Origin of the sequence: Stenotrophomonas sp. (assembly GCF_031995405.1) — a bacterium.
Taxonomy (GTDB): domain Bacteria; phylum Pseudomonadota; class Gammaproteobacteria; order Xanthomonadales; family Xanthomonadaceae; genus Stenotrophomonas.
On sequence record NZ_DAMAGC010000015.1, the window covers coordinates 23,950 to 36,830 of the forward strand.

The following is a 12,881-nucleotide window of genomic DNA, read 5'->3' on the forward strand; positions in this document are numbered from 1 at the left end:
GTGCCGCCCGCTGGCCGGCAACCCACGCCTCCCCTCAGCGCGGCACCACGCTCAGCGCCTGGATCCGCAACGCGGTCTCGCTCAGCACCGAGGACGACGCGGCACCCGCGGCGATCCGACCCGCCTGCTCGGCCACCGCGTCCAGCGCCGCGCGGATGGTCACCGGCGCCTCGCCCTCGATCACCGCCTGCATGTCTTCCAGCTCCAGCTGCGCACCGATCCACGCGGCCAGTACCTCGAAACACTTCACGCTGACCGCGTCCAGCTGCGAGGGATTGGGGTCCAGCGCGCACAGCGTGCCGAACAGGCTGCCATCGCGGCGCAGCATGGGCACCGAAATGTAGCTCTCAAAGCCATACAACGCCGGCGTGGGATGGGTCGAGAACACCGGGTGGATGCTGGCCTGGTCGAACTGCACGGTCTGATGGTGCTGGCGGATCTCTTCGCAGATCGTAGTTTCCAGTACCAGGTCCTGCCCGGGCACTAGGCCGAAACCGATGCCGTCGTGCACCGCACACGCCGTCCAACGCTCGGCAGTAACCCGCGCCACCGCAACGAACCGCATCGCGGTCAGCTGGCTGGCCAGTTCCAGCAGGCCCGGCAACGCAGGCAGCTTCAACAGCGCGGCGACGTCGGCCAGGCGCGGATCGCGCGACGCCGACAGGGGCGCCGACACCGGCGGCGTCCAGGACAGGTCTTCAACAGGATTTTCCAACGCCGCCATGCGCGCCGCGAGCACCCGGGCAGTGACCCGTTCGAACAGTTCGCGCACCGTCGCCGACAGGCCACGCCCGTCGCGGATCTCGCCAACGAAGTGGATCTCCTGCCCCACCAGGCGCAGTTGCTCGACGCGATGGTCCAACCGCAGCGCCGGCCAGGCCAGACGGTCCAGCATGCGCATCCACTCCTCCGTGGGAGGCGCGTCCAGCAACGCGGTGACGATCACCCGCGCCGGCGCCGGCCTGTCCTGCAGCCCCGGCAGATCGAATCCTATGATGCTGGGGAAGCCGGAACCGGTGTACATCGTGTTTCCTTGTTGGGCCCCGCAGCGACGGCCGCTACCGAGTGCGCGCCGCGTCTGTGGTGCGTAGCGAATTGTCGCACGAAGCGGCGAGACGCCATGTGATCGCAGATTTACATCACGGGCGATGCAATGAGCGTCCTACAGCATCCCATTTGTTCAACCCCGAGGCCACGGAATTGCTGCGCCGCAGCAGTACACTAGGCGGTCCCCTGATCCAACACTGTCGCATGAGCCTTTCCACTGCCCCCCTGGCCTCGCGCCTGTCTCCACGCCAGCGCACCTATATCCTGCTGGCCCTGTCGCTGGGCGGTTTTGCCATTGGCACTAGCGAATTTGCCAGCATGGGCCTGATGCTTGAGATCAGCCGTGGCTTGTCCATCAGCGAGACCCAGGTGGGTCATCTGATCAGCGCTTACGCGATCGGCGTGGTGGTCGGCGCACCGGTGCTGGCCTTCGCCGGCGCAGGCTATGCCCGCCGCACGCTGCTGCTGGCGCTGATGGGCTTCTATGCCGTGGGCAACCTGGCCAGCGCGCTGGCCCCGAACTACGCCACGATGCTGCTGGCACGCTTCGTCGCCGGCCTGCCGCACGGCGCCTACTTCGGCGTGGCCATGTTGGTGGCCGCGGCAATCAGCCCCCCGGCACAGCGCGGCGCGGCAATGTCCAAGGTCCTGCTCGGCCTCTCGGTGGCGATCCTGGTCGGCAATCCACTTACCACGTGGCTCGGCCAGCAGCTGAGCTGGCGGACCGCGTTCGCGGTGGTCAGCGTGCTGGCTATCGCCACGGTGGGCATGATCGCCCGTTATCTGCTGCCCGATCCGGACGAGGTACGCACCTCGCCGATGCGCGAACTGCGCGCGTTCAACCGTCCCCAGGTCTGGCTGGCACTGGCGATCGGGTCGGTCGGTTTTGCCGGGATGTTCTGTGTGTTCACGTATTTGGCCCCGACCCTGGTCCAGGTCACCGGCTTGGCGGAGTCGTGGATGCCGCTGGCGGTGGGTATCTTCGGCGTCGGCGCTATCATCGGCAACGTCGCCGGTGGCTGGCTGGTGGATCGCTTCCACTTCCGCGCCGCGGCCGTGGTGCTGCTGTGGTCGATCGTGGTGCTGCTTGCCTATCCGATGGCGGCCCGGTCGGTGTGGAGCCTGTTCCCGATGATCATCGCGGTCGGCACGATGGGTGCACTGGCCGCCGTGCTGCAGACCCGCTTGATGGACGTGGCCGGCGAAGCGCAGACCTTGGCTGCCGCGTCCAACCATGCCGCCTTCAATACCGCCAACGCGCTGGGTCCGTGGCTGGGGGGCATGGCCATCGGTGCGGGCTTCAGCCCGGCCAACACGGGCTACGTCGGCGCGGCCACTGCACTGGGCGGACTACTCCTGTGGGGCGTAGCCATGCTGGTGGACCGACGGGCGCGCGCGGACACCGCAGCCGCGTGCGAATCCTGAGTCAGCGCAGGCATCGGGTTTTTCCTATCATGATGGGCTGACTCACCGTCGCGCTGTCCCGCAGCGCCGACCGCCTTTGGACCCACCGATGACGCACCACTGGACCCCTTCGCGCCGGGGTCGATGCTTCACCCGCACGCCGCACTGGCACCTGCGCCTGGTCGGCGCACAGATCGAACTCCAGCTTGAAGACCGCGTGTTGCCGATACCCACCACCGCACCGCCTTCGCTGCAGCTGCGGCGTGGCCTGTTTTGGACCGGCGTGGTGGTGTTCCCTGGCCAGCCCGATGCGCTGCATCTGGATGGACTTCCCAACGCGCAGGCACGTACCCTGCGTGCCGCGCTACATGCCCTCGAGCGCGCTCGCGCGCAGGATCAACGCCTCCTCGATGCCGACGCCGCACTGCTGGCGATTCGCGCCTGGCTGATGCAGGTCGACCACGCCCTCGACGACGCCGATGCCCAGGGCCGCTGGTTCACCGCCGAGCAGCAACAGGCACTGCTGCAGCAGCGACCGTCCCTGCCGCTGGACGAGGATGCACTGTGGGCCGTGTTCGACGACCCGGACCTGCGTGCGCAACTGCACGGTGAGGCGTCGCGGATCGAAGCCGAGCTGCTGCGCTACGGCCAGGACTGGGCGGCGCTGTGGGAGACGCGCAATGACGCGCATCTTCAGCGCGAGCTGTTGCACAGCCGCGACCTGCTCGACGGGGTGGAACGGCAACCGCTCACCGGCGAGCAGCGGCGCGCAGTGGTGTGCTTCGACAACCGCGTGCAGGTCGTTGCCGCCGCCGGCTCGGGCAAGACCTCCACGATGGTGGCCAAGGCCGCTTACGCGATCGACCGTGGCCTGGTGGCGCCGGAGCGGATCGTGATGCTGGCCTTCAACCGCGAGGCAGCCGTCGAACTGCAGCAACGCACCGACGACGCCCTTCGGCGTCTCGGCATTCAAGGCGTGCAGGTGCAGGCCAAGACCTTTCACGCACTGGGTCGGCAGATCATCGGCAAGGCCACCGGACGCCTGCCGGACGTACCCGACTGGGCGGTCGATGCCGGCCTTGGGGTCCGTCGGCTGGCCGACCTGATCGACGTGCTCAAGGATCGATCCCTCGCTTTCCGGACCCAGTGGGACATGTTCCGGCTGGTCTTCGCCCGCGACCTTCCGGCAGCGGGCCAATTCTCACCGGCCGACGGCTGGGAGGCCGACGGCGAACGCTACCTGCACACCCTCAGCGGTGAGCGGGTGCCCGGCATCGAGGAGTGCGTGATCGCCGACTGGCTGTTCTACAACGGCGTGGACTACGCCTACGAGCGCCAAGGGCAATTCGATACCGCTACCGACACTTACCATCGGGCCCCCGCAGCGTTCCGCTATCCGGGCATCGACCTGCAGCACACACACCTGGCCATTACTGTCGCCGCGCCGGAGCCTCACCACCAGCACCCTCCCCGACGCGGAACCGACACGCTCCAGACCACCTCGCAGCAGCTGCGCAGCGGCGCGCTGTTCGAGGCCATCAGCCAGGCCCTGTCGGCGCGCGGCATCGTGCTGGACCCGAACCCGGACCGCGAGTTGCCCGACGGCGGCGCCCGGCCGATGCCCGATGCCGAACTGATCGCGCTGGTGCGCACCTTCATCAGCCACGCCAAGAGCAATGGGCTGTGCATTGAGGACATGGCCGCGCGCCTGCGCGCACTGCCCGAGGACCGGTTCAAGCACCGCTATCGGTTGTTCCTGCAGTTGGCAGCGCCGATCCTGCAGGCCTGGGACGACGCGCTGGCGGCTGAGCATGCGATCGATTTCGAAGACATGCTCAACCAGGCCGCCGAGCACGTCGAGCAGGGGCGCTACGTCTCCCCGTTCGAGCTGGTGATGGCCGATGAATTCCAGGACGCCTCGCGGGCGCGGGCACGCCTGTGCCGTGCGCTCGTGCAGGCCCCGGGGCGGCATCTGTTCGCCGTCGGCGATGACTGGCAGTCGATCAATCGCTTCGCCGGCGCCGATGTGTCGGTGATGACCGGCTTCATCGACTATTTCGGCCACGGCCAGGTACTGAAGCTGGAGCAGACCTTCCGCTGCCCGCAGGCGCTGTGCGATGTATCCAGTGCATTCGTGTCGCGCAATCCGGCACAGATTCCCAAGCGCGTGTCCTCCCGGGCACCGCAACACGGGGCAGCGCTGCGTGCCTTCCAAGTGGCGTCGCGCGAACAGCTGCGCGATGCCGTGGCGCAGTATCTGACGCAGTTGCAGCAGCAGTTGGATAGCGGCGCGGCCGCACCCGGTCGCGACGGCAAGCTTCAGGTGTTCGTGCTGGGCCGCTACAACGCCGACCGCGCGTACGTCCCCACGGACTGGAAGGTGCGGCATGGCCACTGCATGGAGGTTACCTTCCTCACCGCGCACCGGGCCAAGGGCGCCGAGGCCGACTACGTCATCCTGCCCGGCATGCTCGACCGCAGCTTCCCCAACGTGCGCGCCGACGACCCGGTGCTGTCACTGGCGATGCCGCACGGGGATGCCTATCCCCTCGGCGAAGAGCGTCGACTGTTCTATGTGGCGCTCACCCGCGCGCGGCGTTCGGTCGCGATGTTCAGCGTGCGCGGACGACGTTCGTCGTTCCTGGCCGAACTGGTCCAGGCCGGCGCAGTCACGGTGACGTCGCTGGATGGACGCGCCATCAGCGACACGCCCTGCCCCGCCTGCGGGGTGGGCGTGATCGTGCCACGTACCGGAAAATTCGGCGCGTTCGAGTCGTGCTCGAGTTACCCGCGCTGTGAGTACAAGCCGAGGAAAGTGCCTGGGGAGATGCCTCCCCGGAACACGGCACGGGCTTGAATTCCCCCTCAGTGCTGGAAGGGAGACGTCTCGGCTTGACCCGGACCCTTCCAGCGCCCGGAGGAGATCGCCTGAGGACAGGTCGTCAGGTACTCCTGGTAGGACTTGGTGTCATCCTGACTCCAATCCTTGCCATACGGATTCGGCGGCCGGCAGTACGGCATGAGCATGAAAGCGCCCGTGTAAGGCGGCATCGGAATCCAGCACGGCGCCGGGTTCATCTTCCTGTCCTGCCCCTTGGTGCAGAACAGGAAAGGATCGTTGTAACGATAGGTCAGCTTCCCGTAATAGGCCTGCTGCGCATCGAGCCGGAAGCTCAGCAGCACCAAGACGACCAGACCGATCTTGAAGATAATCTTCATGAAGTTCCCTCTCTACAGCGCGCCATTGCGCACTGGTCTCTAATTACGGCTGAACGCCTGGTTGGATGATAGAGCCGATTGCGTTACTGCTGTCTACACACAAACAAACCGCCCTGGCCCCCACCGAAGCGTCGCCCCTGCCGGACGGAAGCCCGCCAGGAGCGCGCCGTGCTCAACGCTGCGGGTCCGAAGACCCCTTCGAAGGATCAGGATTTACCTGTTCCATCGGCGGCGCCGGCTTGTCCCACTGCGGGTTCTTCATCGTCGAGGCGAAGTCATCGATGACCTTCTGCACCGAGCCACTTTCAGGGTTGCGCACGGCCGCGAACATCCGCTCCACGAAGCTGGAAGAACCGGCTTCCTGCGCCTTCCCCACCGACGGCTGGCTGTCCCCGGCCTTGCCTGCCTCGCCCTGCAATTCGGACAGTTTGCCCCAGGTTGTCGGGCCAGCGATACCGTCGGCCTTGATTCCCTGCGAACGCTGAAGGCCCATCAGGGCATCGCGCGTGGCCGGGCCGAATTGCCCGTCCCTGGCCAGGGCATTGCCGGCGGCGTCCCTGTATCCCAGCGCGTTGAGCTGCTCCTGCAAAGCGGCCACGCCAGCGCCATGGGCACCCACGCGCAGGATCTGCGTCGCGCTGGCCGCCGGGCGCGCTGCACCTTCGTTGGTCGCGCCCCGCTCGCTGCCACGCAGCTCAGGCAGCGGATCGACCTTGCGCCCGTCGCGCCACAGCTCGAAATGCAGGTGGGTGTCGCCCTTGGCAGGCGTGTTGCCGGTCCGCCCCATCGTGGCGATCTGCTGGCCGGCCTCGACGCGGTCGCCATTGCGCACCGAGATGTGGTCAAGGTGGAAGTACTTGGTGGTCGAACCGTCGTCGTGCTGAATCCGCACGGTATTGCCAGCAGCGCCGTTGTTCGGCGTCACCGTCACCTTGCCACCGGCGAAGGCAGCAATCGGATCGCCCACCTCACCCTGGATATCGATGCCACCGTGGGTGCGTCCGCCACTGCGCGCGGTACCGAACTCGCCCCGGCCTTCGCGCGGCTTGTCGGCCTCGTTGATCCGGTCATTGCCCGGCGCCGGCCAGGCGATCCCCGCCGCCCTCTCCGGTTTGGTCGGTCGGTTGCGCTCACTCTCCGGCCGCGCCTGCTGCCCCGCCACTGCCTCACGGGTGGCCGCATCGGCCTTGCCACTGGGATCCAGCGCATTGGCGGCCTGGAAGCTGCGCACCGCTTCGACGGTGTGCCGGCCATAGATGCCGCTGCCGGTTTCCAGCGCATTGCCCTGGGCATCACGGAAGCCCATCTGGTTGAGCGATTCCTGCAGTGCCCGCACCTCCTCGCCACGCTCGCCACGTTGCAGCACGCCATCGGCCAGCGGCGCGGCCACTGCCGCGGCACGCGCGGCGGGCGCCACCGCCGAGGCGGTGATGCCACGGTCGGCAATCTCGATCGCGGCGTACTTGGTGTTCCAGTACTGGGTGAACGAGCTGGCCAGCTCGCGGTCGTTCATATCGCGGACCCCAGCGAACGGCTGGCCGGTCACGCGCTCGAAATCACGCGAACTGATATTGCCCAGGATGTTGGCGCGGGTATCGTCGCGGGAGAATTCACCCGTGGCGATCGCCCTCTGGATTGACGCATAACCACCGCCGCCCTGCTGGTGCGCCAGGTACATATCCAGCCCGTTGGGCTGCTCGGCGCCAGAGAGGAAGGCATGCCCGGTTTGGGTCTGGCGGTCCACGATCTGGGTGCGGTTGCGCGCATACAGGGACGCAGCCGCTTCGGTATTGGCCGCCGGGTCGAACTCGCGCCCGGTCAGGCCGAACTCGGCGGCCGTACTGGGTACGAACTGGAACAGACCTTTCGCCCCGCTGCCGGTATTGTGGGCAGCGGCATTGAAGTTGCCGCCGGTCTCGATATAGGCAAACCGCAGGAAATCTTCGCGCGGAATACCACTGCGCTCTGCCTGACGCTCGATTACATCGAGAATCTCGCCTCTGTCATTCGTGCTGGCCATCATTGGCTCCTCAGATGAAGTGCGGCCGTGGGGCCGCAGGACGTCAACCGGACTCGATCCATGAGTCATTTACAGAGCGGTCAACTCGAAAGTTTATCAGGGCTGGTAACGCCCCGCCTTCGCGTTAAAAGTATAGGTCACAGCATCGGCTGGCCCAAGATCACGCAACGTGCCGGGCCCGGAAATCGCTTTCCCGGCCAGCCCCACCTTCAGGGCAGGCAGCCCGGCAGCTCCCGGCGCGCCGAAGCTCAGCACGCCGGTGCTGACGGCACAGGGCATCACCCTTCCCTCGTCACAGGCGGCCGAATTGTCGCTGCCGGCCCCGATGCTGCCCAGATAACCCCAGCGACGGAATGCCAGGTCGTCCACGTTGCCCGGGTCGAACAGGAACACAGCGAAGGACGCCGTGGCCACGCCGTCGGCGAACCGTCGTGTGGGTACCGCCAGCACCAGCCGGCCGTCGTCGGTGGCGTGCGACTGCGCCTTGCGCGTGGTATCGACCGGGTCGCCCTGGTCGTTGGCGCCAAACTCGCCCACGTAGCCGTCGGTATCGAGCTGGGACCAAACAGGCTTGGCGGCATCCCCGCCCTGCACGAAGGTTGCCTGGGCGATCGCCACGTGGCCCGGCTCCATCAGCCCGCTTTCCGCATCGGGGCCCTCGGTGCCTTCAGTACGGGTAGCGAAGCCGGTGAAGTAATGCTTGCCCTTCAAATCAAAAGCATGGCCATACCAATAGCTCACAATGACGCCGCCATCCACTTCATACGTGAATGCGCCATCGCCGTCACGCTGGTAGATGACATACAGAACGCTATCGGGAGAGGGCGGTTTGAGCGCGGTCATACCTTGATCCTTTTGATGTTCCACAGCTGGCTGTGCTCCGACAGCCGCCCCTGACGTGCGCGTCGCCGCCGTGTCGCCGTCCTGCGGCCCGCAGCCGGCAAGCATACCAACGACCATCGTCAACAACGCCAATTTTGCCTTTTTCATGCATCCTCCATCGATACGTGCAGCATAGGCAGTCCGGCGCTTCAGGCGAAACGGGCCGCATCCTGCGGCGCCGGGGAGTGCTGGACCGCTTCACGCTGGCTGGCCGCCTGCGCCTGGGCATCCACCCGCCGTTGCCAAGCCTGACCAGCATCGGAGTTTTGCAGGCTCCCGGTGACCGCGCGCAGTTCCTCGGCGTTGCCGCCCCGGGCGGCCTCCAGTAGCCGCCACGCAGTGTCCTGCGGCGATCCAGCGCCATCGCGCGCTGCCCCCCCGGCATCGAGCGGCCGGTATGACATGAGATGCCCGGCGGCCTGCGTATCCTGCACCTGCTGTTGACGCGCCGGTTCACCGGGCCTCACCGGTCCGCGCACGTGGTCGACCGCGTGCTCGATCAAGTCGACCGGCCCGCGCGCGCCGACGGTCACCACTCTGCGCAACCGCTCCACATCGCCGCGGTAGTTGGCGATCGCGTCTTTGTGGTCCTCGGCGCGTGCCCGAGCGGCCGGATCCTGCAGCACCGACTTGTCCGGCTTGCCGTCGCCATCAACCGGCAGGAAGTTGTGCATGCTGTGCGAGCGCATCGAGCGCGTCGCCGCCACCACCGGCAGATCCGGGGTGAGGAAATCGACGAACCGGTTGTCGTGATACCCGGACTGCCGCAGCACGGAGATTTCCTTTTCGGTCGTGTAGGTCCTTACCTCACCATAATGGCTGCTCGCCGCACTCACCACATCGGCGGCCATCACATGGTTGATCATGCGGTCGTTGGGGCCATCGGGGATGCGTCGGTCCAGACTACCGGCGCCATAGGCGTTGAAAGTTTCACCACGCAGGTCGTAGTAATGCGCGCTCACCTGGGCGAGCGTACCACCCAGCGAATGACCCGTGACGGTCACCTCCGGCGGATTGACGCTGCTGTAGGCGCGCGCGTACTGTAGCGCGCGCCCGGTAAGCGCGATGGCGTCGTCGGCCTGCGGATTCGTGCGCGCCACCACCATCGCACCGTTGGCCACGATGCCGTCTTTCCAGACCTCCTCGGTCCCACGGTGCGCCACCACGATTTCACCGGAATCCACCTTCTGGTAGATCGTGCCCTGGTAGCCGGTGCGCGGATTATTGGCATGCTCGACGACACGGTACTGCGTGCCATCGATGACGACCTTCTCTTCGTCGTTCGGACCGCGCTGCCCGACCTTCAGATCCTGGTAGGAATGCGCCGCCAGCCCCGCATACTCCTGGGAGGGAACCGTCATTTGGTGGTCTCCTTGGCCGTCACGGTGACGCTGAAGAAGGCATCGCGCTGATCCGCGGCCTGTCGGCCCTGCGCGGTTTTCAGGTCGGTGTTGCCGAACTCACGGAACCCCGGCATCTCCGCACTCGGGTAATAGCCCGTCCAGAAATGCTTGGTGCGGCTGCCCTGGCCCAGGATCGCGGCGGCCGGCAGATCGGCGACGAAGCGCGTATCGGCCTCATCCTTGCCGGCCTGCAGCACAACGCGCGCCTCGGTCAGCTCCCAATGACAGACACCTCGTCCGTAATAGTCCTCATCGACGATGCCGTCGGCATATACCGTGCCTGCATATTCGGTATCGGATACGCGCGTCAGGCTGACGGTTTCGTTGCTGGTGATGCTGAGGAAGACCCCGGCCAGCTCGTCCTTCTTGCCGCACTCGGCCTCGTTGCTGACGTCGTACTGGGCCACCGCGCTGACACGCGTGAACGGACCCGGCGCCCCGTCCAGCACCACCCGCACCTCGAAGGCGCGTCGAGGGGCCGGATTGAGCGTACGCAACGGCGGAGCGTCGGGGGAAGTCTGCAGCGATGCATTCATGGGAGCGACCGTGTTGTTTTGCCCGGAACAGGCGGCGATGGGAACGATCAAGGCACATGCCACGGCGAACTGGTGCAGCCGCAGGCGCGACGATCGTGACGACCGTGACGATTTCTCGATGATCGGCATACTCATGGCGAGGCGTGATGACCTTGTGATGACAGCACGCGCTCGTGCGACCCACCGTAGGCGTAATGCCACGGATGAGGCTGCGTCATGCTGGGCGACGGGAACGCACGACCGTCCCCAAACGGCGCCGTGCGGCGCCGATGATCCCGCGTTGCGGGCATATGAAATTGTGATGGGCGCAGCAAATCGAGGCCAGGCCAATCCGGCGCCGACCTTTCAGTAATATCAAGAAAATCCCCAACCACGCATGTAACAGCCATCATTGGCTCCAGAGGTGAGTGACGGCCGAAGGGCCGTTTGACGTCAACCGGACTCAATCCTTGAGTCTTTTACAGGGCGGTCAATTCGAAAGTGCATCGGGGCATGGCCCCGCCTTCGTGTTGAGGCTGCAGCTTACCGCAGGAGAATGCGCCAAGCAAAGTCTTAGTTGCCACCCGAGTCGGCTGGATCAGCCAGAGTATCCAGCCGGCGGTAGCGCCCCCGCCTCCGGTCTTGTCCATCCGACCAAAGGCAGAGCCTTAGCCCGTGGCGACCGCCTCCAGTTGCAGAAAATTGGTACTGGGCGGCCGGGACTCTTGACTGCGTCTGGAGCGAGACTGGTTGGTGAGTCAAGACTGCATCAGGCTGGAAGTATCGACTGACCAAGAACAGCCAGCGTTGCTTTACATCAATGCCGGCGGCGACTCATCCGCAAGGCCCTTGAGCTAAGAACAAACTGCCGTGCGCGCCTTAACCATTAACGCACCGGACTGGCACACCCCTCGCGAATGATCTTGCAGTCCTCAGTTCCGCACTTGCTAAGCGCTCGCGTCCTGAGCCATTCCGCCGAACGCTTCTTCGGATCGGCGATAGACCAGGAAAACTGGCTGGAATTCATTGTAACGACGGCGCAGGAATTGACGAAGGCTTCCTCCGCCAAGCATTCCCTGCCACCGGCAGCGACGCAGTCACCGATTGCTGCTCTCTTGGCCTCGCTTTCTGACCTGGCACCGACCATAAAACCAATCACTGCGCCTCTACCAGTAGCTACTGCTCCCCAACGATTTCCAGGGTTCGGGCGACGAGTGTCCCCAACGCCGTGTGCTGGAAGGTAGACCGTGTTGTATTCCACCGAACCCGGCTGCGGTTGCTGTGCAGACGCTGAGTCGATTGATAACGCAATCCCAAGGAGAAGAAAAACTCTGGTTGCAATGTTCATCTAACACGCTCCAGCGGAGAAATCAGCGACTGCGATCATCAGTGACCCTAGGTGGAAGGCGATCAGGAAACGACCCTCACTGTGATGAGAGCCGATGGCGAGCACTATGTAGATATCTCATCCACGCATGAGGACAGTGTAGTAATACCTATGCATCCGAGCCCGTAGACCCACGGCCACGCAGTCTTTCGTCGCAGCCCTCTTGGCCCCCTCTTTCCCCACTGCATCCGTTGCAAAGCCAGCCACGCCCTTCTCGAGACACCGAAGGAGTGCGGTCACACCAAAAGCTGCAATCGCAGTCTTCATTGCGTTCACCTATACGGATGGGTGTAACGTTCGATTTCCAAATTCGGACGTGCGGTGCATCCAGTTCCTTTCCCCTTGCCGCCATCCAACTTGTCAGAGTTAACAAATCAACCCAGGGTGCCGTTGAAGAACATCGCTAATATCGGCGGGGACATGGCCATCAGCTAGGCCGCGACGCAGTTGAAAATGTCAGCTGTGACTTACTCCCGCGCATGGAAACTGTCCGCGGGGATTCACCTCTAACTTGCCGCCTGCAGCGAACGCGGTGCAGGCATCGGCGAACGCGGTGTGCACAATGCAGCAACCGCTCACCTTGGCGCTGCGATCAGGCAATGCCTGCGCGTGGGCTTCGTTCTCATTGCAGGCGTGTCCATCTTGCCCAGCCAGCCAAAGATGCCCCCCTTCAGGTCTGGCAGCGGCCACGTCTGTCGGCCAATCTTGCAGTCCGCACTATACAGCCGGAACGAGCGCAACTCCCTGTAACGGATACACTGCATTCGTTAGGTTAGAGCGCTTGAGCTCGAGCTGGGCTGCCAAAACACGTCTCCAATGCGCCACGCGTCTGAGACTTGCGATCAATCCAGGATCGGCGGCGCCGCACTATCACCTACCCTGAAAGCCGTTGCAGCGCTAGCTAACAAGGGCGGACGAGTCGGGACCGGGTCTCGTAGTCAGAACTCGTATGCACAGCCCTCACGGATGATCCTACAGTTTTTTTCTCCACAGCCTTTCAGCGC

At 65.0% G+C, this 12,881-nt stretch carries 9 protein-coding genes; 2 read left to right on the plus strand and 7 right to left on the minus strand.

Translation table 11 applies throughout. From position 1 onward, the window contains the following. Nucleotides 1-34: 34 nt before the first annotated feature. A complete protein-coding gene (locus tag RTO53_RS04340) occupies nucleotides 35-1,024 on the minus strand; it encodes a GAF domain-containing protein (RefSeq protein ID WP_312236649.1) in 990 nt (329 codons plus the stop codon). Between the two features lie 227 nt (nucleotides 1,025-1,251). Here RTO53_RS04340 and RTO53_RS04345 point away from each other — a divergent pair, with 227 nt between their 5' ends. Together RTO53_RS04345 and RTO53_RS04350 are read left to right on the plus strand one after the other, a co-directional pair. Beyond that, the gene (locus RTO53_RS04345) at nucleotides 1,252-2,472 is read left to right on the plus strand and encodes an MFS transporter (RefSeq protein ID WP_312236650.1); all 1,221 of its coding nucleotides are present in this window, start codon (nucleotides 1,252-1,254) and stop codon (nucleotides 2,470-2,472) included. Nucleotides 2,473-2,560: 88 nt separating this feature from the next. Beyond that, entirely contained in the window at nucleotides 2,561-5,308 is a 2,748-nt protein-coding gene (locus tag RTO53_RS04350; protein WP_312236651.1) for a UvrD-helicase domain-containing protein, read from the plus strand. A gap of 8 nt (nucleotides 5,309-5,316) precedes the next feature. On the opposite strand, the gene RTO53_RS04355 is transcribed toward RTO53_RS04350, so the two are convergent. The 6 genes from RTO53_RS04355 to RTO53_RS04380 form a co-directional block, all read right to left on the minus strand. Continuing rightward, complete coding sequence (locus RTO53_RS04355; protein ID WP_312236652.1) at nucleotides 5,317-5,670, minus strand: hypothetical protein; 354 nt, start codon at nucleotides 5,668-5,670, stop codon at nucleotides 5,317-5,319. Between the two features lie 172 nt (nucleotides 5,671-5,842). Next, on the minus strand, nucleotides 5,843-7,690 hold the full coding sequence (locus RTO53_RS04360) for a peptidoglycan-binding protein (RefSeq protein ID WP_312236653.1): 1,848 nt from the start codon (nucleotides 7,688-7,690) through the stop codon (nucleotides 5,843-5,845). Nucleotides 7,691-7,786: 96 nt separating this feature from the next. Further along, nucleotides 7,787-8,680, minus strand: a complete 894-nt coding sequence (locus RTO53_RS04365) for a hypothetical protein (RefSeq protein WP_312236654.1) — start codon at nucleotides 8,678-8,680, stop codon at nucleotides 7,787-7,789. 41 nt (nucleotides 8,681-8,721) lie between these two features. Further along, the gene (locus RTO53_RS04370) at nucleotides 8,722-9,933 is read right to left on the minus strand and encodes a lipase (protein WP_312236655.1); all 1,212 of its coding nucleotides are present in this window, start codon (nucleotides 9,931-9,933) and stop codon (nucleotides 8,722-8,724) included. Then, nucleotides 9,930-10,646: a hypothetical protein gene (locus tag RTO53_RS04375; RefSeq protein ID WP_312236656.1), complete on the minus strand. Its 717-nt coding sequence runs from the start codon at nucleotides 10,644-10,646 to the stop codon at nucleotides 9,930-9,932. The genes RTO53_RS04370 and RTO53_RS04375 overlap by 4 nt, the downstream gene beginning before the upstream one ends. 730 nt (nucleotides 10,647-11,376) lie before the next feature. Next, nucleotides 11,377-11,838 carry a DUF4189 domain-containing protein gene (locus RTO53_RS04380; protein WP_312236657.1) on the minus strand — a complete coding sequence of 154 codons (462 nt, stop codon included), beginning with the start codon at nucleotides 11,836-11,838 and terminating at the stop codon, nucleotides 11,377-11,379. Nucleotides 11,839-12,881: the final 1,043 nt, after the last annotated feature.